Genomic DNA, 20,119 nt, shown 5'->3' with positions numbered 1-20,119 from the left:
CTGACGACGCAACCGCTGCGAATGTACCCGCCTCCTCCTGGCTAAAGCCGGTCCTACTAGATGTATCTAACCACCGAAAAACCCAAACAACGCCTGCGGCGCTTCGATCAACAGCGCCCGGCGCACGCTGTCATCGCAGCCTGATTCCTGCAGCTGCTGAACTACGGTATCGAAACTGACGTCCTGCTCATGCTGGGTATGCGGCCAATCGCTGCCCCAAACCAGTCGGTCCAGACCAAAATGCTTGACCAGTAATGGCAAGGCCGCTTGGGCGAAAGCCATGTTCTGCTGGTTGTTACCGCCGAGGCGGTAGATGGCCGAGACTTTTACCCAAACTTGCCCATTCGAACCGGTCTCCAGCAAAGCCTGGAATGCCGGGTGATCGACGCCCGACAGCGCATCCGGGCGGCCGAAGTGATCGATTACGATCTTGCAGCCGAAAGGCAACAGCCCGCGAATCACTTGCGGTAAATCGACGACACCGCGATGCAGTTCCACATGCCACCCCAGATCGGCGACATGGCCGAACAGGCGCTGCCACTGCGGCTCGGTGAAGTCAGGCAGCGCCTTGCCCATCAGGTTCAGGCGTATGCCGACAATGCCTTGCTCGCCCATTTTCTCCAGCTGTTCACGGCTGATATCGATATCCACCACCGCGACACCGCGCAGTTGCTGTGGAGCCTGTTGCAGCGCGGCCAGCAGGTAGCGGTTATCGGTACCGAGAAAACTCGGCTGCACCAATACACCATGGCTCAAGCCGTGAATACGCAATTGCGTCAGGTACGCATCCAGCGTGGCGTCGTAATCGGGTGTGTAGCGTCGGCCCGAAGTGAGCGTCAGCTCGCGGTCGAAGACATGGGCGTGGCCATCGATGCCGAGGATTGGCGAGGTAAGGGAATCAGGCATGGAACTCATCTTGGGAAGGAAAGGCGCGATGTTCGACATCGCGCCAGGGGCAAAGCGTCAGGCTTGCTGTGGGGCTTGGTCGCCTTTGGCATCGGTTGCGCTCGCCGTTGCATCGAGACTGCGGCCACGGGTTTCCGGCAGGCAAAGCGCGGCGAGAACGGCAACGCCGTAGGCGATCCCGGCGTCGATACCAATCGCCGAACCCAGTGACATGGACTCACTCATGTGGCCGACCATGAACGGGAATACCGCGGACAGGACACGACCGAAGTTGTAGCAAAAACCAACCCCGGCGCCGCGTACGTCGGCGGGATACAGCTCGTTGAAAAACGCGCCAAGGCTGGCTGGAATACCGGCGGCGAAAAAGCCCAGCGGGAAGCCGAGGAACAGCATCTGCGTGTTGGTCATCGGCAGGAAGACGTAGCACTGCACGGTGACGACGCAGCACAGGGCGAACAGCAGAATATTCATGCGGCGACCGATGCGGTCGATCAAAAAGCCGCTGGCCACGCATCCGCACCAAAAGGCAAAGATGATCACCGCCAGGTAACCGCCGGAGTTCAGCACCGACAGGTTGCGTTCGGTTTTGAGGAAGGTCGGCAACCAGGTCATGACCGCGTGATAACCACCGTGGGCACCGAGGCCCAGCAGGCCGCCGAGCAAGGTGACGCGGATCAGTTCAGGGCGAAAAATACCGGCCATGGATTTGAAAAAGCTCGCCGGTTTGGTCTTGGCTTTTTGCAGGCGCTGGAAGCTGTCCGGTTCTTCGACGTTACGACGCACCCAGATGATCATCAGCGACGGCAGCAGACCGACCAGGAACATTACGCGCCAGGCCATGTCTTGCGGGACAAAAGAATAGATCAGAGTAAACACGCCGACCGCCAGCCCCCAGCCCACGGCCCAGGCGCTCTGCACGGTGCCCATGACTTTGCCGCGATATTTCGACTGGATGGTTTCCGCCATCAGCACCGCGCCTGCCGCCCACTCGCCGCCGATACCAAAGCCTTGCAGCGCCTTGACGATCAGCAGTTGATGGAAGCCGGTGACGAACGCCGAAAGAAAGGTGAACACCGAAAACCAGAGGATCATCCATTGCAGGGTGCGCACCCGACCGTAACGGTCCGACAGTGTGCCGCCGACCCAGCCACCCAACGCCGATGTGACCAGAGTCACACCACTGATCAGGCCTGCGTCACCCTTGGTCAGGGCAAACGCGGCAATCAGCGCTGGAATCGCCAGGCCGAACATTTGCACTTCAAGGGCATCCAGCGACCAGCCGCCGAAGCAGGCCCAAAACGTTTTGCGCTCACGAGGAGTGACTTGGCGATACCAACTGAACATGTTTTTATCCTTATGGTTGTGCGTGCTGTCAGCGGATCTCGACGCTGTAGCGGAAATGGCTGGCGTGGCCGCGTGAGCGACGCCATTCCAGAGGCTGGCCGGCGTAATTGCGGGCCAGACGTTCGATCACCACCACCGGGCTGTTTTGCGGGATGTGCAGCAATCGCGCATGTACATCGCTAGCGGCCTCGGCGGTCAGGGTTTCTTCGGCGTAGGCCACGACCTGGCCGCACAGGGTTTCGTAGATCGGGTAAAGCAACGGACCGTGCAGTTGCAGATCGGTATCCAGCAGCGCCTGGAACAACACGCGCGGCAACCAGATTTCTTCAGCAAGCACCGGTTGCGCATCCAGCAATCGCAGCCGCACCAGGCGAATCACCGGCGCATCGGGAATCAGGCCCAGGGCCTGGCTGACAGCGGAAGGCGCAGTCATCGGTTCGATGGACAGAATCCGGCTCTCGGGAACCTGACGTTCGCCGGCAGCGGTCTGGAAGCGGAAAAAACGAAACAGCGAAGACTGAAATTGCGCACGGCGAATGTAAGTGCCCCGCCCCTGCTGTCGTTCAAGAATGTTGTCGGCGACCAGCATGTCGATGGCCTTGCGCACCGTGCCGGTGGAAAGGCAATACTCGCTGGACAGCGCCGCTTCGGTGGGAATCGCTTCGCCCGGACGCCAGCGGTTATTGGCGATCTGCTCGGCCAGTTGGTCACGCAGGCGTTGGTAAAGCGGGAGACGTTCGTCGCTGGAGAGTCTGTTCATATTGTTATTGATCTAGTCATCTATATGAATTTGAGCGGAAGTATTGTCTCGTTACAAATGTCCGTCAAGACCAAGACAAGCAATTCTCATAGATCCTTTTTCTATAAGATGGCTGGGTTTTGCCACCGAACGAATCTTCGGTGGCGATATTGAACCCGGCACCGAAGCGAGATGATGCAATTGACCGATATTGATGCCGACCTGGCGAACTGGAACGACGTGCAACTCACCAGCCCGAACTGGGGCCTGCTGCTGGGTAACGGCGCGAGCCTGGCCGTGTGGAAGAATTTCGCCTATGACTCGCTGTTCGACCTGTCCCAGACCACCCGCAACAATCCCATGAGCCGTACCGAGCTGGCTGTGTTCAGCGCCATGGAAACCAGTAATTTCGAGCCGGTATTGGCCGCGTTGAAATCGGCAATGCGCGTCAACGCTGCGCTGACCATCAGCTCCTCCTCGCCGCGTAACCGTTACTTCGCGATCAAGGAAGCGCTGATTCACGCGATCCGTTCGGTGCACATTCCGTGGAAATTGATCGAGACCAAGACCCTCGCGCATCTGAACAGCGCATTGCGGCAGTATTCCAGCGTGTACTCAAGCAACTACGATCTGCTCGCCTATTGGGCGGTGATGCATGCGCCGGAGTACTTCGACGATCTGTTCAACGATGAGGCAACGTTCAATCTGCATGCAGCGCAGGCCAAGGCCACCCGCGTGCTTTATCTGCACGGCGGCATGCATCTGGTGAAAAACCTTGATGGCACGGTACGCAAACTGCTCTCCTCGGAAAGCACCCTGCTGGGCAGCTTTGCCATCAACGCGCTGGATGACGTGCCGCTGTTCGTCTGCGAAGGGGCCAGCGCGGAAAAGATGAAGATGATCCGGACGTCGGATTACCTGTCGTTCTGCCACGGACAACTGGCACAGCACGCCGAGGCGCTGTGTATCTTCGGCCACGCGCTGGGCAAACAGGACGCGCACATCCTCGCTGCAATCCGCCAGGCCAAACCGCAACGCATCGCGATCTCGGTGCTGCCGCGCAGCGCTGCCTTCGTTGAGTTTCAGAAGCGTCACTACCTTGAGCTGTTCGGCGATATGCAGACGCAACTGAGCTTTTTCGACGCGAAGAGCCACCCGCTGGGCAGCCCGGATTTGCTGGTTGCGGCAAATACTTCCCTGTAAGAGCGGCGGGCCTGACACTGAAAGTCCTACGCCCGCGAAGGCTTCGTTTCAGGCGCAAGATTGTGTGGACTGAAAACCCGGTTCCCGGACAAGTCCGGTCCTACCTGATCCGGGCAAATCTGCAGGAGGGGACTTGTCCCCGAGGCGTCGGTCAGCGGCACACCTCACTTTGTGGGAGCGAGGCTTGCCCGCGAACGCTTCGTTTCAGGCACTAGATAAAGTCGACTGAAAATCCGATTCGCGGGCAAGCCTCGCTCCAACGAGTTGCCAACACGTTGTCTCCTGGATCAGCCTGCGACTTTCTTGAGCCACGCTTGCAGATCGTCAACTTCCGCTTCGCTGATGGTATGACCGACGCCGGAATAGCTGTGGAATTCAGGCGTTATCCCTAAGGTTTTCACAAAGGCTTCGGCATCTTTCGCGCCGCTGAACGACACTCGCGAATCGGCAGTGCCGTGACCGATGAACACGGCCAGGTTCTTGAGCTGCGCGTCAGGTTTGGCCTTCAATTCGGCGCGCAGTACCGGCAACAGGCGGCCGCTCAACGCCGCGATACCACCGACCTGCTCGGGATGCCGCAGCCCGACTTCGTAACTCATCATCGCGCCCTGACTGAAGCCCACCAGGAAAACCTTGCCCGGTTGCGTGTGGTATTTCTCGGTGGCCGCCTTGATGAAGCGGCTCAACAGCTCGCCACTGTTTTTCAGGTCCACGGTCACACCGTCGTACTCTTCGGTCTGCGGTTTTTTCGCGAACCACTGATAACTGCCGGGTTGCAACTGCACCGGGGCGCGCACCGACAGGTAGTTGTAATCGGCCGCAAGCACGTCCTTGATGCCGAACAAGTCTTTTTCGTTGCTGCCGTAGCCATGCATGAAGATGATCAGCGGCTTGTCCCTGGAATCAGTGCTGGCCTGGGCCAGATAACTCAAGGGCAAGTCGGTATGGAGCGCGTCCTGCGCCTGAGCCAGCCCCGAACACACCAACAGCAGTGCAGCAAAAAACTTCAGCATATCGTCATGACCTCATAAGAGCGCCGCCGGATCAGGCGGCGCGATGCGGGTGTCGGGCGCCATCATACGCGGTTAATCGTCGAGGCTCTGACGAGCTTTTTCCGGACGCAGCAGCTGCATTTGCTGGCGATAATCGTCGGTCACCTGACGCGACTGGCTGCTGCTGGTGATCACACGCGGAGTGATCAGGACGATCAGCTCGGTGCGGTCCTTGGTTTTTGTGGTGCTGCCGAACAGCCATTTCAGGCCGGGGATTTTCCCCAGATAAGGCACGGCGGTGCCGCTGTCGCTGTTGTCCTGCTTGATCAGACCGCCGAGCAGCACGGTCTGGCCACTTTGTACCGCCACCTGGGTCGATACCGAGCGGGTCGAGATGCGCGGATTGGTCTGGGTGTCCGTGGTCGCGCCCGCATCGCTGACTTGCTGTTGGATATCCATATACACCAGGCCGCCCGGATTGATCCGTGGCACGACATCGAGGATCACCCCGGTCTGGATGTATTCGACGCTGCTCAGGGTGGTGTCGGAGTTGGTGGTATTGACCGTGGTCTGGCTGATGGGGATGTTGTCGCCGACCTGGATTTGTGCCGACTGGTTGTTCATGACCACCAGCGACGGTGCCGACAGCACTTGCGTGCGGCCATTGGTTTCCAGCGCGTGCAAGGCAATCTGCAAGTTGGTGCTGACGAATGAGTAGAACAGCGAATCCGCGCCCAGCCCCGCGCCGCCAGCGCCCAATGCACCTTGACTGCCAGCGGTGTTGGCGACCGTGGTGCTGGTGGAATTGCCCGCCAGACGTCCGAGGTACCATTGCACGCCAAGTTCCAGGGAGCCGCTGAGTTTCACTTCAAGAATGCGCGTCTCGATCTGCACTTGCAGGGGCGGATTGTCCAGGCGCTTGATCGCCACCTCGATCTCTTTCCACTGCGCCGGACGCGTGCGCACCAGCAACTGGTTGCTGCTCTTTTGCGCGGTAATGCGAGTGCTGGAATCGAGGGTTTTTGCTGCTGTGCCGGACTCACCGCCCTGCTCTACGCTGCTGTCGGCTCCGCTGTCCTGGCTTTCGTCGTCGGTTTCGGCGTCTGGATCCGGCTCTGCCTCGGCATTGGAGTTCTGGGTGTTGCCCATGCCCATCCCATTGCTGTTGCCCATGCTGCCGCTGCTGTTCATGCCACCAGAGCTCATGCCGCCAGAACTGCTGCCGGAGTTGAGTGAAGACAAGGTCTTGGTGCGCAGGCCCGGCGCGACTTTCGCGGCGGCGTCGTCCTTGATCGCGCCGCTGCCGTAGATCTGCCGCAGGTACTTGGCCAGGTCGGAGGCTTTCATGTTGCGCACGTCATAGACGTACATTTGCGGCTCGTTACCGCCGCCTTCGTCGATGGTGTGAATCCACTCGCCGACTTCGCGCAGGTACTCGGGCTGCGACGAGATCGCCACAATCGAGTTGGTCCGTTCCACAGGCAGGAAACGCACCATGCCCGCCAACGGCATGCCGCTGTCGGGACCGAACATCTTCTGCAATTCGGGCATCAGCTCGCCAACCGACGCACGTTGCAAGCCATACACGCCCACCGACATGCCTTTGAGCCAGTCCACATCGAAGGTATCAATCGTTTCCTGATAGTTGGCCAGTTCGTCCGGCGTACCGGCCAGGCTCAATACATTGCGCGCCGGATCCACCAACAGGAAGGCGTTTTCCCTAGCGAACGGCTTGAGCAGTTTCTGCATTTCCGTGGCCGAGATGTAGCGCAACGGAAACAGCCGCGCGGACATGCCATTGGACGGCTGCGCCACGGCCATTTCCGGCACCAGCTTGCCAGCCACCGCCTGACTGGCAGGCAGGATCACGTAGCGATCGCCCTGCTTGATCATGGCGTTGTCGGTCCAGGACAGCAGGGTTTCCAGAATCGACAGCGCCTGCTTCTTGTTCACCGGCTTGGAGGTCGAGAAACTCACGTCGCCCTTCACTCCTTGGGCAATGCTGTAGTTTTCGTGCAACAGATCGCCCATGACGCTGTTGATCACCGCTTCAATCGGCTGGTTGGTGAAGTTGAAGACGATGTCGCCGTTCTCCCCGGCCCGCGCCGCCGGTGCCGCTGCCGGTTTACGCACGAATTGCTGGTTGCCACGGATCAACTGCCGCGAAGGCGCGGTGGCGGCCTGCGGCTGCTGGGTATCGGCTGGCGGCAATTCGCTACGCGGGTCCACCGGCGCACGTTGCGAACCGGTGCCTTGCAGGGCTTCGCGCATCAGGCCGTCATCCTGATCGACAGAACTGGAGGTAGACGCGCAGCCGCCGAGGGCGACAGCGGTGGCAAGGCAAAGCATGGGGGTGCGCAAGGTGGCTATGTTACGAACTCCTGGGAAAGTAGCGATCACGGGGTGGACTCACGGGGAAGAGAAATCGGGGGTGTGTTGGACGGCGGCGGCAAACGCGGAGCGCGCAGGCTCAGGGTTTGAGTGCGGCCATCGGAAGAAAAATCGGCTTGCATCGGGGTCAGCTTGTCGAGCTTCCAGCCGTTGGGCAGCGCCTGGCCCTGATGAATTTTCAGTGGCGGGCCGTCGGCGCGTTTGATCAGCGCCACACGCAGGTCGCCGTCGATCATCACGCCGGTCAAGGTCAGACCGGCAAGATTGGAAACCTGGGCTTGCTGGGTCGAGCGATCCGGGCTGCGGTCGGTGCTGAACAACGGCGCTTGCCAGGTGGCCGACAGGCTTTGCAGGCTGGCGTTGGGCGCAACATGGGTTTTGCCCGCGTCATCGATCAGGTTGCGCGGTGCTCTTTCCGGCAACCAGTCGGGGGAATCTGCCACGCCGCCAAGAATACCGGCGATCAGCAAACCCAGAACCAGCGCGATGCCCAGCTGACTCATTTCAGCAGCACGTAAAGAACCAATCATGGCGCGGTCTCCACAATGGCCGCCGGTTGCAGATAACCGCGCACCAAGAGATGCGCCACCAGCTTGCCGGCGCCGCCTTTGGTTGGAGCGTTAGCATCGCGGCGTACGCTCATTTCATCGACGAACAGGAACGGCCGCTGGTATTCCAGCTCATGCAGGATCGCCGTCAGCGGCTCGATGCCGCATTCCAGGGTGAGGCTGACTTTCACCTGCCGATAGGGCTCGGCGCCATCCTGTTCAGGGGTGATCGGCATGCGCTGGGTCAGGCTGCAACCGGCGCCGGTGCTGGCGTGGCGGTTGATCAGGTCGGCGATGCGTTGCATCAGATCGGCGGCGACGGCGCTGGGATCCTCGCCGGGCAACAGGCTGGTGCTGCTCGCCGGATCGTTGCGGGCTTGCTCCAGTTGTTGTTTCAGCGAATCGCCCTGGCGCAGCAGACCGGCATAACGTTGCTGCTGTTCACGCAGTTGCTCGGCCTGCTCGTTCATATCCCGCAGCGGTCCGGCGAACCAGCTGTCGACGAGCAGCCAGTAACCGGCGCAGAGCACCAGTGCCAGCACGATCAACGCCGCGCCGCGACGTTCACGGGGTGTCAGTGGTCGGCGCATCGGCGGCCTCCTGATGCAGGTGGGCGCGCAAGGAAAAATGATCCTTGCCGGTTTGCGCGTCGGGTTGAATCACGCCTTGGAACTGCGCGTTCTCCAGGCTGTGGCAATCCTTGATGCGCGCGATCAAGGCACTGGCCTTGGCACTCTGCCCGGAGAAGGACACTTCGGCGCTGTCATTGATTTCCAGTTGGTCGATCCAGGTGTCGCGGGGCAGGCAGGCGGTCAGCTCGTTGAGCAGCGCGGCCAGCGGCGGCTGCGCGGCTTTGCGGCGGATCAGGTAATTGGCGGCGCCACGGGTGTTGGTCAGTTGCTGACGGATTTTCTGCACTTCGGCGACTTGGGATTTCTGCGCCCGGACCGTGTTTTCCATTTCGGTTAACAGGCGCTGACGGTCGTCGAGCCACAGCAGCATGGCGGCGATCAGCAAACCGCCGCACAGCCAGGCCAGTTTGCGTTGCAGGCCCAGGCCGCTGCGGCGCTGACGCGGGCGCAATGGAATCGGCAGCAAGTCGATGCCCATGCGCTGGCCGTCGCCACCGCCGACATCCACGGCATGGGGTTGCAGGCCGAGGGCCGCGCATTCGGCGAGAATCTGATCCAGCCGCTCGCGCAAAATCGCCACCAGCGTGACCTGAATTGAACTCGCGTTGCGGCGTTCCTGACGCGCGACAAAATACAGTTGCGCAGCGTCGAACGGGGTAAAGCGGTCCAGCTCATAACCGACCACGGTGGCCAGATTGCGCGCTGCCGCCAGCGGCAGTTGCAGGGTTTGCACCAGCACCGCCGAGGGCGGCAGCAGAAGAATCTGCTGCACCTCGGCAGGCAGCACCGGCAACGGTGCGGTCAACGGCCAGGCGTGCAGCTGCTCCGGCGTGTCGTGGATCAACAACCGTTGCAGCTTCTGCGGCAGACAGGCGCGCAACTCGACCAGCCACAAGTGCCAGCCGCGTTGCAGCAGGCTGCCGCGCCACTCTTGGGCAATGCGTTCGGCCAGAGCCAATACCGGCGCTGGCAACGTCGTCAGCCGCGCTGAAATAAATCGATTCATTCTTGCCAACGCAGCACCCGATAAGGCTGTGCGCTTCCCTCCGATGGGCTCAATAAAACAGTGGTTTGCAAACGGGCAGCAAAGCCGCCCGCGCGTTGTGCCCGACTATCGATCATCAATACCTGGCCCGCATCGGCGCCAACCGCGCTCTGATTCGGCAGGTTCAACGCCCGGCGCACCAACCCCGAAGCAAAGGCCGGATCGGGTCGATCCATCCCGCTCCATAAGGTCACTTCCGGCAGCAGGCGCAGGTAGAGCGCCTGCGTCATACCCGGCAACTGGCGCACTTCTTCAATCACCCGCAACGGCGGCGAGCCATTGCCCCGTCGGCCGTCCAGCGCTTGGGCCATGGCCGCGGCCTGGTCTTTAGCCGCCCCGCACGCCTGCGCCACTCGCGCGATATCGCCAACCACCGCGCTGTTCAAATCCAGCTTGCCGCGCTCGCTGCGCACGCTGACCAACAGTTGTGCGTCATCGAAACGCAGGGCGATGTCCCGGCCATCAGCGATCCAGCGCTTGCGTTGCGCCGGATCAGCCAGCCCCTGCACCGCCAGCGCCAAACCCGCTTCGGCCGCCAGCAGCGCCTGGGTATGCTGACGGGCGAACAGCGCCTGACGGGTTTCCAGTTGCACCCAACCCGCCAACCCGCCCAGCAACAAACTGAGCAAGGCCAGCGCCCACAGCACCAGCAGCAAGGCAACGCCCCGTTCGCGCTTCATTGGCCGCCCGCTCCGCCGGACAAATCCAGACGCAGGGCGACCACTTCCGTCAGCCACGGCACCGGGCCATTGACCTTGGCGTCGATACGCACGGCGCGGGGTAGACGCGTCGGCCACGGCCAATCGCTGATCCAGCCGGTCGGCTCGCCCTTGGGCGACACGCCGCGATAGCTGAGTTGCAACTCCTCAACGTCATGCACCAGCACTTGCGGGTCGCCCCAGGGTTTGGCGACCGTGCCGTCGGCGCTGGACTGAACCTGGGCAAACGCCACCTGCAGATCGCGTTTGCCTGCGACGCCGCTCAACTCCAGCGTATGCAGCTGAATGCCGCCGCCCAGGGTGCCGGGCAAGGTGGCCACGAACTGCAAACGTTGCGCCGAGCCGACAAAAAAACCGCTGCTTTCGCTGTCGTCTTCCGAACTGTCCAGCGGCAACGCCTGGCCGATGGAGCTGCGCAAAAAGCGCTGCGCCGCACGCATTTCGTCCAGACTTGTGGTGTAACGCTGCGCCTTGAGCACGGCGCGATTGGCCCCCAGCAACGCGCCGCCAACCAAGGTCAGCAACACGCCCATCAGGCTCAGCACCAGCAGGATTTCCAGCAGCGTGAAACCACGCTGGCGCTGCTTCACGCGCCCGCCTTGTCAGTCGGCCCGCGCAGTTTCAGCGTGCTGAAAGTCGCCTTGCGGCGCGCTTCGCTGATGCTCAGGTCCAGACGAAACACGCGCGCCTGACCGACCTTTGTTGGCTGCTGACTGATCTCTAGCTGCCAGTTGATGTCGCCGTCGAGGACGCCGTTGCGCGTACCACTTTGCAACGGCCCGGCGGCTTCCTGATCGAACAGCGTGCGCGCCGCATGACTGAGCCGATCGCTGCGCGAGACCTGTTGCAACGAGCGCGCGCTCTGACCGAACGCAACCAGCAACACGCTGCTGCACACCGCCATGACGGTCAGTGCAGCCAGCATTTCCAGTAAGGTAAAACCGGTCTGGGCGCGGCGCCTCATTGCAACGCCCTGGACTGCACGCTGCCCGTCAGCCAGCCGATATCAATGCGCCAACGACGATCCCCATTGGCCAGCATCACGTTGCCGCCGGTTGAACCACCATCGGGGTAAAACTCCACGGTCGAACCCATCTCGGCAGCGGTCTGCAAGGTGACCTTCAGCTGCGCAGGCCACTGGCGGATCGGTTGCCCCGGCGCCTGAAAGGCCTTTTTGCGCAGATCAAACACGGTTCTGGCCGGTTGCCCGGTGACAATCGCATTGACCCGGGTTGCCCTGAGCGCATCGACCATTTGCCCGACCGCCTGACGTTCCCGGGCCGCGTGCAAGCCTTGTTGCAAGCCGAAACCCACCAGGCCAACGGCGATGCTCATCAAGACGATGACCACCAGCATTTCCAGCAGCGTGAAACCACGGCTCGCAGCAGGCATTCGCATAAAACGTGTTATTCCCAGTTGCCCAGGTCGGCGCTGTAACCTTCGCCGCCCGGCTGGCCGTCCTGACCATAGAAAATCAAATCAAAGGTGCCGTGCTGGCCGGGGAAGCGATAACCGAAGGCGTGACCAAACGGGTCTTTCAGGTCCGACGGCTTGGCGTACGGGCCAGCCCAGCCAGCGGCATTGCCGGATTTCTCCACCAGTTGTTGCAGGCTTTTCGGTGGCGATCCGACGTCCAGGCCGTAGCTTTCGATTTTCATGCCCAGGCTGGCCAATTGCGCCTTGCCTGCGCCGTATTTGCCCTTGTCGACGTTACCGCCCACCTGACGCACGACAATCGTGGCCACAATGCCCAGCAGGACAATGACCGCGAGCATTTCCAGCAGGGTGAAACCGCCTTGTTTGCGGCCGGATGCAGCGTTGAATCGGGTACGGCTCATTGCGTTGAATCCTCAAGTTTTCACATTCAGATATTGCTGGTCAGGCTCATCAGCGGCAGCATGATGGCGAGCATGATCACCGCCACCATGGCGGCCATGACCACGGTCAGGGTCGGCACCAGTGCCGCGAGCATGCGGTCGATGCCGCGCTTGGCCTCGACGTCGAACACATCGGCAACCTTGAGCAGCATGCTGTCCAGCTCACCGGCCTGTTCGCCGACTTCAATCATTTGCAGGGCCAGGTCCGGCAGCAGCGGTTGCGCACCGAAGGCGCTGGCCAGGGTGCCGCCGCCTTTGACCGACTCCGCGGCCTGCGCCACTTGCGCCTGCAACGCACGGTTAGTACAGACCTGTCTGGCGATCACCAGCGCTTGCAACAGCGCCACGCCGTTATGCAGCAGCGTGCCGAGGGTTCGCGCCAGACGCGCCGCTTCAATGCGCTGCAACAGCGGACCGATGATGCGGATGCCCAGCAAACGCCGGTCGTTGCGCTCGCGGCGTTGCGGGTCGCGCATGCGGATTCGCAACGCCCAGATCGAGCCAATCAGGCCGACCAGCACCGCCAGACCATACGCACTGAGGAACTGGCCGAGGGCCAGGATCACTTCGGTGATCATCGGGATCGGTACGCCCAGATCCTTGAAGATCGGCACAAACTGCGGCACGACATAGGCCAGCAGCAACGCCAGCGAACCCAGCACGCCGACCACCAGAAACGCCGGATAGATCAGCGCATTGATCACTTCGCCGCGCAGCAACTGGCTACGTTCCAGGTAATCGCTGAGCTGGCGCAGGGTACTTTCCAGCGCGCCGCCCGCTTCACCGGCGCGGACCATGCTGATGTACAAGGCGGAGAACTGGCTGCCCTCCTCTTCCAGCGCCACCGATAACGGCTTGCCGGCTTTGACTTGTTCGCGAATACGTTCGATCAGGGCACGGGTTTGCGGCTGGCCGGGTTGCTTGAGCAGAATGCCCAGGGAGCGCTCCAGCGGTTGACCGGCACCGAGCAAGGTCGCCAGTTGCTGGGTGAAACTGACCAGCGCCGCGCCATTCAACAGCCCGCCGCCAAAGGCGTTGCGCAAACCGCCGATGCCCGCTGCTTCTATATGCAGGACCATCAGGCCGCGTTTTTGCAGCGCCGCTACCGCTGCTGCCTGATCCTTGGCATCGAGGTTGCCGTTCTGTGCAGCGCCCTGGCTGTCGAGGGCGCGGTATTTGAACAGGCTCAATTGCCTTCACCCCGCGTCACGCGCAGCACTTCTTCAAGGGACGTCACGCCGGCAACCGCCTGGCGCAAGCCTTCTTCGTGCAGGGTGCGCAAGCCGCCGCGTCGCGCGGCCTGTTCCAGGGTTGCCGCGTCGGCATGGCGCATCAACAGGCTGCGCAGTTCTTCATTCATGACCAGCAATTCGGTGATCGCGCTGCGGCCGTGATAACCGCCGCCCGGCGCATCGACGCGCGGCCGGTACAGCAGAATCGGGCGCTCGTCGGTAAAACGATCAAGCCCGTGTTCTTCAATCAATTCCGGCGGCGCTTCGAAAGATTCGCGCGTGGTTGGATCAAGGCGGCGCACCAGACGCTGGGCGAGAATGCCATTCACGGTCGAGGCAATCAGATAGCTTTCGACGCCCATGTCCAGCAAGCGGGTGATACTCGCCGCCGCGCTGTTGGTGTGCAGGGTCGACAGCACCAGGTGACCGGTCAGCGACGATTGAACAGCGATGCGGCAGGTTTCCAGGTCGCGCATCTCGCCGATCATGATCACGTCCGGGTCCTGACGCACGATGGAGCGCAGCGCGCCAGCGAAGTCCAGGCCGATGGCCGGTTTGACCTGAATCTGGTTGATGCCTTCGAGCTGGTATTCCACTGGATCTTCAACGGTGATGATCTTGCGCTCGGCGGTGTTGAGCCGCGACAGCGCCGTATAAAGGGTGGTGGTTTTGCCGGAACCGGTCGGGCCGGTGACCAACAGAATGCCGTGGGGACGTTCCAGCACTTCGAGAAATTCATCGAGACGCTCGCCATCGAAACCCAGGCTCGGGAAGTCAAAATTGATGGTTTGCCGATCCAGCAGCCGCATCACTACTGATTCGCCGAAGCTGGTGGGCACCGTGGACACCCGCAAATCCAGCTCTTTGCCCTGGATGCGCAGCATGATCCGGCCATCCTGGGGCAAACGGCGTTCGGCAATGTCCAGCCGCGCCATGATCTTCACCCGGGAAATCACCGCTGCCGAGGAACTCGACGGCGGCGCTTCGGCTTCGTGCAGCACGCCGTCGATGCGATAGCGCACCTTGAGCTGGCTTTCGAAGGGTTCGATGTGAATGTCCGAAGCGCGGTTTTCCACTGCGCGCTGCATAATCAGATTGACCAGGCGGATCACCGGCGCTTCGGACGCCATGTCTTTAAGGTGCTCGATATCCTCAAGAGCACCGCCCTCTTCGTCGAGGTTCTCGATCAAGGTGCCCATCGCCGAACGACCCTGGCCGTAGTAGCGCTCGATCAGGGTTTCCACTTCATTGCGCGGCCCGATGGACAGCCACACCGGCACGCCACAGGCGTAAGCGATGGCCTGAAACGGATATAAAACGCTGGGATTGGCCGCCAATACGCGCAACCCGCCCTGACTCCAGCCCACCGGCACCAATTGGTACTGGCGCATGAAGCGTTCGGTCAGGGTTGGCAGCGGATCCAGCAAGGGTGGTGCGGAATCGGCGAGCAGCAGCGGCGCATCCAGCAGCGCCGACCAGGCTCGAGCCAATTCGAATTCGGAAACCAGCCCCAGGCGCGTCAACAGCCCGAGCAGTTCGGTGCCATCGGATTCCTGGGCCAGACGGCGGGCACGTTCCAGATCCACGGTTTTCAGACCGGCGTTTTCCATCAGCCAGGCGCAGACCTGCTCGGCATCGGGAATCAGCAATCGGGAAGCGTCGACGGGGACTAACGGCATGGGCACGGACATCTGTGTAAATCGAAGGAGCAGTGTTCGCAGCGCGCCCTTGAATCAATGAAACCTGAATCAAGGGAGCCTGCGAGCAGGAATCTCAAAGCGTTATCAGTTCGGCGCTTTTTGAGTCGTGGTGGTCTTGGTGGTGCTGCTGGTTGGGCGACCGCCTTTGGTGGTTTCGGTCTTCTGCTTCTTCACCGCTTTGGCGTCGTGAGTCTGGGTCAGCACGGTGGAGTCGGTAGCACCGGACTTTGCATCGGCGTCGGTTGCATCAGCGGCCATGGCAGCACCACAAAGCGCAAAACCCAAAACAACACCTGCACCGATCAAGGGCAACTTCATAAACAATCTCCACACACAAATATAATCAATAGACATAAAAACAGCCTGAGCAATTCAGGACATTTCCATGCAACTTAAGAGAACTCCGGCAAAAGGCCATCAAGCTGATAGGCCTGCACTGAAAATTCTTAAACCAATCGACCAGTAGGTTTAGCGAGAGTTCAAAATTGTAAGCAAAAAAGTCGAAAAACCACTCAAAAGCGAACTGAATGAGCTTTTGTTTGACTTCTTATGACAAGAATTGTCTTAATTACGCCGCTTGCGACCTGCCAAACCCATTTTTATGATGGCACCTTGATAGCTCGCAAGAAGTGCAACTTAGACAATTCTTATAATATTAAATCGTCGAAATTAACCAATTATTGCAATGAGCCATCACGCTCAAAGTTGCGATATTGGCCAACTATTGCCTGAAGAAACGTAACACACTTTGCCGGGATACATACTTCCCGGCGATGAATTTGAATGAGCAGTTGTCGGAGATACACATGAACAAACGGAAAATGATTGGCGCCCAGTCGGCTTTGGCGCTGCTGGCATTGGCGGTGTCGCAGGTACATGCGGCGACCAGCCCTGCGCTGAACGAAGGCATGGTCACGCGAGCGGAAAAAGCCGCCGACAAGACCCTGGCCAAAATGACCATGGAAGAAAAACTGGCCTATATCGGCGGCACCGGCGGCTGGGACGTCAAGCCACTGACCCAGTACGGCGTTCCGCAGATTCACGGTGCCGACGGCGGCGTCGGTGTGCGTTACACCAGCGAAGGCAATGATCAGGGCGTGGTTTACCCGTCCGGCCCGAACCTGGCCGCGACCTGGAACCCGCGTCGTGCCATCGACCTGGGCCGCGCCCTGGGTTATGACACGGCTTCCGGTGGTTACCAGTTCATTACCGGCCCCGGCGTCAACCTGTACCGCATGCCGTACAGCGGTCGCGCCTTCGAATACCTCTCCGGTGAAGATCCGTTCCTCGGCGCCAGCCTGGGCCCTGCGGTCATCAACGGCATCCAGTCCCGTGGTGTCTGGGCCAACGCCAAGCACTACGCGGCCAATGACCAGGAAAGCAATCGCTTCCACCTGGACGAAATCATCAGCGAGCGCGTGCTGCGCGAGATGACCCTGCCGTCCTTCGAGTCCGTGTCGAAGAACAGCAAAGTGGCGATGATGATGTGTTCGTTTCAGAAAGTGAACGGCGAATACGCCTGCGAAAACCAGCACCTGATGCGCCAGATCCTCAAGACCGAATGGGGCTATCCAGGCTTCGTCCAGAGCGATTACAACGCTGTGGTCAACGGCTTGAACGCTGCCCAGGCCGGTACTGACCTGGACATGATGGGCTACCAGATGAATAGCACCATTCTCAAGCCATTCCTGGACAGCGGCGAGCTGAGCAGCGCGACCATCGATGACAAGGTCCGTCGCATTCTCAAGCAGATCTACCTGTACAAGTTCGACAGCAAAGCGCCGTTGACCACCCACAACATGAACAGCGCCACCAGCAACCGTGTTGCGTTGAACGCTGCCCGTGAAGGCATCGTGCTGCTGAAAAACCAGGACAGCCTGCTGCCGCTGGACGCCAGGAAAGTCAAAACCATCGCGGTGGTCGGCAGCCTGGCCAAATATGCGCCGCCAACCGGTTTTGGTAGCGCCAACGTCATGGCCGCCAACTACATCAGCGAGCTGAGCGGCCTGCAACAGATCGCCAAAGGCGCCAAAGTCGAGTTCATCGACGGCCTGTCCCTGGACCCGACCACGACGAACTGGACCAGCACCGACACCAATGGCAAGAGCGTAAAAGGTCTGAAAGCCGAGTTCTTCAGCAACGCCAACTGGTCCGGTGACCCATCGGTTACCCGCACCGACACCCGCGTCAATCTCGACTGGTCCGACGGCAAGCTGCCGAGCGCCGATGACGCGTACAGCACCGGCAATACCTCCACCGATTACAACGGTCAGACCAGCGGCAATATCACTGGCGATGATTCCAATACCTCGATCCGTTACAGCGGCCAGTTCACTCCGGCCGTCAGCGGCGACCAGGTGTTCAAGGTGCGTGCCGACGGCGCCATTCGCCTGTGGGTCAATGGCAAGCAGATCATCAACAATGGTGATGGCAAGCCGCTGATCAACAACAGCATCCCGCCGACCATTCCGCAGTTCGCCAAGGTCAATCTGGAAGCGGGCAAGGCCTACGACATCAAGCTGGAATACTCCCGTCGTCCGGGCTACCTCTCGACAATGGGCGGCATGGTAGGCGTGCAGATGAGCTGGGCATCCCTGGCTGCGCCGCAGGATCTGTCCAAGTACGACGCGGTCCTGGTCGCAGTGGGCAACAACAACGAATATGAAGGTGAAGGTTTCGACCACAGCTTCGATCTGCCAGAGTTCCAGGGTGAGCTGATCCAGAGCATCGCCAAGGTCAACCCCAATACCGTGGTGACCCTGCATGGCGGTACCGGCCTGAAGATGAGCGACTGGATCGATCAGGTTCCGGCTGCGCTGCATGCGTTCTATCCAGGTCAGAACGGTGGTCAGGCCCTGGCCGAGATTCTGTTCGGCAAGGTCAACCCGTCGGGCAAGCTGCCGATCAGTATCGAACGCAACATCGAAGACAACCCGATCTATGCGACCTTCCCGAAATTCGACAATGCGGAAACCCTCGCCGAGATGAGCTACAAGGACGACTTGTTCCTGGGCTATCGCGGTTACGAGAAGAACGGCACCAAGCCGCTCTACCCGTTTGGTTACGGCCTGTCGTACACCACGTTCGGCTACAGCAACATCAGCGTCACCCCAGGTGTCGCCGTGGGCAACACGCCGATCAAGGTGTCGTTCGATCTGACCAACACCGGCAAGGTGGGTGGTTCGGAAGTGGCCGAGCTGTATGTCGGTCAGCAGAATCCGAAAGTCGAGCGCGCGCTCAAGGAACTCAAGGGCTACAAGAAAGTGTTCCTGAATCCGGGCGAGAGCAAGCACGTCACCATCGAGCTCAACGACCGTTCGTTGGCCTACTACGATGTGACCAGCAAGCAATGGGTCGTGGACGCAGACAGCTTCAATCTGTCGGTGGGCGCGTCGTCGCAGGATATTCGCCTGAACGCCAGGCTGGTCAACCCGTTCCGTCAGGAACTGTCGACCACCACCAGCAACCCGCTGCCACGTTCGGCGTTGAACTCGACGCTGCGTGAACTGCCGACGGTCAAGACCGGTGGCGTTCTGAACCAGAACACCGACGATGAGATGGACACGACCGAAGACAATTGATCGGTTGATTCAGGGATAGATCAAGGCTCAGGGACGAGCTCTTATCGCTGTGTCGACCCGCGCGATATAGCTGTCGAATCGCTCCACCAGATCAAGCTGATCGGGAAACCGCAGCCACTGGATCTGCAAACCGTCCATCATCGCCAGAATCTCCTGGATCAAGCCCGCAAGATCCACATCCCCGCGTACTTCCCCCATTTCCACCAGATCGGCGAACTGGCTATATAGACGCCCGTAAATCCCCTGATAACGCTCCTGAAACCACTGCCAGGCTGGCTGATTCTCCACCAGGCTTTCTGCATTGAGGATGGTGAACGCGCGCACCACACCGGGCGCCGTCGCATTGGAACGGTTGATTGCCCGCAGGCTACCCAACAGACCCGACAAGGTTTTTTCCGCCCGGACTTCATCGGCGATGCGTTGATTGACCTCATCACGGCGCTGCAAAACGCCCATCAGCAGGGAAATCTTGCTCGGGAAGTGGTGCAGCAATCCGGCCACGGAAATTCCCACGATGCCGGCGACCTGGGCCATGGACGCGCCGCTGTAGCCTTCCAGGGAAAACACCTGCAATGCAGCATCGAGCAATTCTTCGCGACGCTTTTCGCCCTTGGGCGCACGCCGATGTTTCGGGGTGACTGGCAGATCCGCTGCGACTCCAGGCGGGATTGACTGAGTCATTTCAAGCTCCTTCTTGGGCAGCCGCGTACCCTACCCACAAAGACAAATTGTCGCAATCAATGCCGCCCGCGAGATCGGATGGCCATCAGACTGCACATTGGCACGCTATTTTCAGGGGATTCACTGTTCTGGAGTGTCGAGCCAGCAAATCCGCTGCTGACACGGATGTAGCACGCACTAATGACAGCCACTTGACCCCGTGCCGTCCATTAATAGTGCACAGAGACGATCAACGGCTTGCATGCCTTGCCATCGAAAAGGAGCTTCTGCTTATGTTCACTCTATCGCAGCTCAAGGAATCCTGGTTTCCACGCCGCGAGGCGAGCCCGGAACAAACCGGACTCGACACCGAGGTTACCGGCCACGAACCCGCAGATCCGCTGATGAACATTGCCATGGCCGACGCCAGCAGCGCGCATCTGGACGATTTTGTCGATGGCGTCGAATGGGACTTGCTGCTGGTAGACCTGGCCTGCTTCACGGAAATGTCGGAATACGCCGGCCATTCCAGGCTCTGATTGCCAGGTTG

20 protein-coding genes are annotated in these 20,119 nt (G+C 60.4%); 3 read left to right on the top strand and 17 right to left on the bottom strand.

Annotation, left to right across the window (positions count from 1 at the left end):
* Positions 1–66 precede the first annotated feature (66 nt).
* From AABC73_RS11145 to AABC73_RS11135, 3 genes are read right to left on the bottom strand one after another with little or no spacing between them, the layout of a single operon-like run.
* Positions 67–906: an amidohydrolase family protein gene (locus AABC73_RS11145; protein ID WP_341523613.1), complete on the bottom strand. Its 840-nt coding sequence runs from the start codon at positions 904–906 to the stop codon at positions 67–69.
* Between the two features lie 57 nt (positions 907–963).
* The gene (locus AABC73_RS11140) at positions 964–2,250 is read right to left on the bottom strand and encodes an MFS transporter (RefSeq protein ID WP_341523612.1); all 1,287 of its coding nucleotides are present in this window, start codon (positions 2,248–2,250) and stop codon (positions 964–966) included.
* A 28-nt stretch (positions 2,251–2,278) separates the two neighbouring features.
* The gene (locus AABC73_RS11135; protein WP_341523611.1) at positions 2,279–3,010 is read right to left on the bottom strand and encodes a GntR family transcriptional regulator; all 732 of its coding nucleotides are present in this window, start codon (positions 3,008–3,010) and stop codon (positions 2,279–2,281) included.
* Between the two features lie 174 nt (positions 3,011–3,184).
* Between AABC73_RS11135 and AABC73_RS11130 the strand changes: the two genes are divergently transcribed.
* Entirely contained in the window at positions 3,185–4,192 is a 1,008-nt protein-coding gene (locus tag AABC73_RS11130; RefSeq protein WP_341524217.1) for a DUF4917 family protein, read from the top strand.
* Between the two features lie 287 nt (positions 4,193–4,479).
* Here the strand turns inward: AABC73_RS11130 and AABC73_RS11125 are convergent, their stop codons facing one another.
* The 13 genes from AABC73_RS11125 to AABC73_RS11065 all read right to left on the bottom strand — a co-directional run bounded on the left by AABC73_RS11125 (position 4,480) and on the right by AABC73_RS11065 (position 15,646).
* On the bottom strand, positions 4,480–5,205 hold the full coding sequence (locus AABC73_RS11125; RefSeq protein WP_341523610.1) for a dienelactone hydrolase family protein: 726 nt from the start codon (positions 5,203–5,205) through the stop codon (positions 4,480–4,482).
* A gap of 72 nt (positions 5,206–5,277) precedes the next feature.
* Entirely contained in the window at positions 5,278–7,581 is a 2,304-nt protein-coding gene (gene gspD, locus AABC73_RS11120) for a type II secretion system secretin GspD (protein ID WP_341524215.1), read from the bottom strand.
* On the bottom strand, positions 7,581–8,105 hold the full coding sequence (locus AABC73_RS11115; RefSeq protein WP_341523609.1) for a hypothetical protein: 525 nt from the start codon (positions 8,103–8,105) through the stop codon (positions 7,581–7,583). Before AABC73_RS11115 ends, gspD begins: the two co-directional genes overlap by 1 nt.
* Entirely contained in the window at positions 8,102–8,713 is a 612-nt protein-coding gene (gspM, locus tag AABC73_RS11110; protein WP_341523608.1) for a type II secretion system protein GspM, read from the bottom strand. Before gspM ends, AABC73_RS11115 begins: the two co-directional genes overlap by 4 nt.
* Positions 8,688–9,761, bottom strand: a complete 1,074-nt coding sequence (locus AABC73_RS11105; protein ID WP_341523607.1) for a PilN domain-containing protein — start codon at positions 9,759–9,761, stop codon at positions 8,688–8,690. The genes gspM and AABC73_RS11105 overlap by 26 nt, the downstream gene beginning before the upstream one ends.
* Positions 9,758–10,480 (bottom strand): type II secretion system minor pseudopilin GspK, encoded by a 723-nt coding sequence (locus AABC73_RS11100; RefSeq protein ID WP_341523606.1) that lies wholly within the window; start codon positions 10,478–10,480, stop codon positions 9,758–9,760. The genes AABC73_RS11105 and AABC73_RS11100 overlap by 4 nt, the downstream gene beginning before the upstream one ends.
* Positions 10,477–11,109 (bottom strand): prepilin-type N-terminal cleavage/methylation domain-containing protein, encoded by a 633-nt coding sequence (locus AABC73_RS11095; RefSeq protein ID WP_341523605.1) that lies wholly within the window; start codon positions 11,107–11,109, stop codon positions 10,477–10,479. The genes AABC73_RS11100 and AABC73_RS11095 overlap by 4 nt, the downstream gene beginning before the upstream one ends.
* Positions 11,106–11,483 carry a prepilin-type N-terminal cleavage/methylation domain-containing protein gene (locus AABC73_RS11090; protein ID WP_341523604.1) on the bottom strand — a complete coding sequence of 126 codons (378 nt, stop codon included), beginning with the start codon at positions 11,481–11,483 and terminating at the stop codon, positions 11,106–11,108. Before AABC73_RS11090 ends, AABC73_RS11095 begins: the two co-directional genes overlap by 4 nt.
* The gene (locus AABC73_RS11085; RefSeq protein ID WP_341523603.1) at positions 11,480–11,917 is read right to left on the bottom strand and encodes a GspH/FimT family pseudopilin; all 438 of its coding nucleotides are present in this window, start codon (positions 11,915–11,917) and stop codon (positions 11,480–11,482) included. Before AABC73_RS11085 ends, AABC73_RS11090 begins: the two co-directional genes overlap by 4 nt.
* Positions 11,918–11,925: 8 nt before the next feature.
* Positions 11,926–12,357 carry a type II secretion system major pseudopilin GspG gene (gspG, locus tag AABC73_RS11080; protein ID WP_331151807.1) on the bottom strand — a complete coding sequence of 144 codons (432 nt, stop codon included), beginning with the start codon at positions 12,355–12,357 and terminating at the stop codon, positions 11,926–11,928.
* 26 nt (positions 12,358–12,383) lie between these two features.
* Positions 12,384–13,586 carry a type II secretion system inner membrane protein GspF gene (gspF, locus tag AABC73_RS11075; RefSeq protein WP_341523602.1) on the bottom strand — a complete coding sequence of 401 codons (1,203 nt, stop codon included), beginning with the start codon at positions 13,584–13,586 and terminating at the stop codon, positions 12,384–12,386.
* Complete coding sequence (gspE, locus tag AABC73_RS11070) at positions 13,583–15,307, bottom strand: type II secretion system ATPase GspE (protein ID WP_341523601.1); 1,725 nt, start codon at positions 15,305–15,307, stop codon at positions 13,583–13,585. The genes gspF and gspE overlap by 4 nt, the downstream gene beginning before the upstream one ends.
* A 105-nt stretch (positions 15,308–15,412) precedes the next feature.
* The gene (locus tag AABC73_RS11065; RefSeq protein WP_065834234.1) at positions 15,413–15,646 is read right to left on the bottom strand and encodes a hypothetical protein; all 234 of its coding nucleotides are present in this window, start codon (positions 15,644–15,646) and stop codon (positions 15,413–15,415) included.
* Positions 15,647–16,134: 488 nt separating this feature from the next.
* Between AABC73_RS11065 and AABC73_RS11060 the strand changes: the two genes are divergently transcribed.
* Positions 16,135–18,909 (top strand): glycoside hydrolase family 3 C-terminal domain-containing protein, encoded by a 2,775-nt coding sequence (locus AABC73_RS11060; protein ID WP_341523600.1) that lies wholly within the window; start codon positions 16,135–16,137, stop codon positions 18,907–18,909.
* A 27-nt stretch (positions 18,910–18,936) separates the two neighbouring features.
* Here AABC73_RS11060 and AABC73_RS11055 read toward each other — a convergent pair whose 3' ends face one another.
* Positions 18,937–19,590 (bottom strand): TetR/AcrR family transcriptional regulator, encoded by a 654-nt coding sequence (locus tag AABC73_RS11055; RefSeq protein ID WP_341523599.1) that lies wholly within the window; start codon positions 19,588–19,590, stop codon positions 18,937–18,939.
* Positions 19,591–19,862: 272 nt separating this feature from the next.
* Between AABC73_RS11055 and AABC73_RS11050 the strand changes: the two genes are divergently transcribed.
* Positions 19,863–20,108, top strand: a complete 246-nt coding sequence (locus tag AABC73_RS11050) for a hypothetical protein (protein ID WP_341523598.1) — start codon at positions 19,863–19,865, stop codon at positions 20,106–20,108.
* Positions 20,109–20,119: the final 11 nt, after the last annotated feature.

This window comes from Pseudomonas sp. G.S.17 (genome assembly GCF_038096165.1).
Taxonomy (GTDB): Bacteria; Pseudomonadota; Gammaproteobacteria; order Pseudomonadales; family Pseudomonadaceae; genus Aquipseudomonas.
Note: the sequence above shows the minus strand (reverse complement) of the source record. Positions and strands in the feature narration are given on the sequence as shown.

Coding starts and splice junctions, on each gene's coding strand:
- AABC73_RS11145 (WP_341523613.1), bottom strand. CDS start 906: ATGCCTGATTCCCTTACCTCGCCAATCCTCGGCATCGATGGCCACGCC.
- AABC73_RS11140 (WP_341523612.1), bottom strand. CDS start 2,250: ATGTTCAGTTGGTATCGCCAAGTCACTCCTCGTGAGCGCAAAACGTTT.
- AABC73_RS11135 (WP_341523611.1), bottom strand. CDS start 3,010: ATGAACAGACTCTCCAGCGACGAACGTCTCCCGCTTTACCAACGCCTG.
- AABC73_RS11130 (WP_341524217.1), top strand. CDS start 3,185: ATGCAATTGACCGATATTGATGCCGACCTGGCGAACTGGAACGACGTG.
- AABC73_RS11125 (WP_341523610.1), bottom strand. CDS start 5,205: ATGCTGAAGTTTTTTGCTGCACTGCTGTTGGTGTGTTCGGGGCTGGCT.
- AABC73_RS11115 (WP_341523609.1), bottom strand. CDS start 8,105: ATGATTGGTTCTTTACGTGCTGCTGAAATGAGTCAGCTGGGCATCGCG.
- gspM (WP_341523608.1), bottom strand. CDS start 8,713: ATGCGCCGACCACTGACACCCCGTGAACGTCGCGGCGCGGCGTTGATC.
- AABC73_RS11105 (WP_341523607.1), bottom strand. CDS start 9,761: ATGAATCGATTTATTTCAGCGCGGCTGACGACGTTGCCAGCGCCGGTA.
- AABC73_RS11100 (WP_341523606.1), bottom strand. CDS start 10,480: ATGAAGCGCGAACGGGGCGTTGCCTTGCTGCTGGTGCTGTGGGCGCTG.
- AABC73_RS11090 (WP_341523604.1), bottom strand. CDS start 11,483: ATGAGGCGCCGCGCCCAGACCGGTTTTACCTTACTGGAAATGCTGGCT.
- AABC73_RS11085 (WP_341523603.1), bottom strand. CDS start 11,917: ATGCGAATGCCTGCTGCGAGCCGTGGTTTCACGCTGCTGGAAATGCTG.
- gspG (WP_331151807.1), bottom strand. CDS start 12,357: ATGAGCCGTACCCGATTCAACGCTGCATCCGGCCGCAAACAAGGCGGT.
- gspE (WP_341523601.1), bottom strand. CDS start 15,307: ATGCCGTTAGTCCCCGTCGACGCTTCCCGATTGCTGATTCCCGATGCC.
- AABC73_RS11065 (WP_065834234.1), bottom strand. CDS start 15,646: ATGAAGTTGCCCTTGATCGGTGCAGGTGTTGTTTTGGGTTTTGCGCTT.
- AABC73_RS11060 (WP_341523600.1), top strand. CDS start 16,135: ATGAACAAACGGAAAATGATTGGCGCCCAGTCGGCTTTGGCGCTGCTG.
- AABC73_RS11055 (WP_341523599.1), bottom strand. CDS start 19,590: ATGACTCAGTCAATCCCGCCTGGAGTCGCAGCGGATCTGCCAGTCACC.
- AABC73_RS11050 (WP_341523598.1), top strand. CDS start 19,863: ATGTTCACTCTATCGCAGCTCAAGGAATCCTGGTTTCCACGCCGCGAG.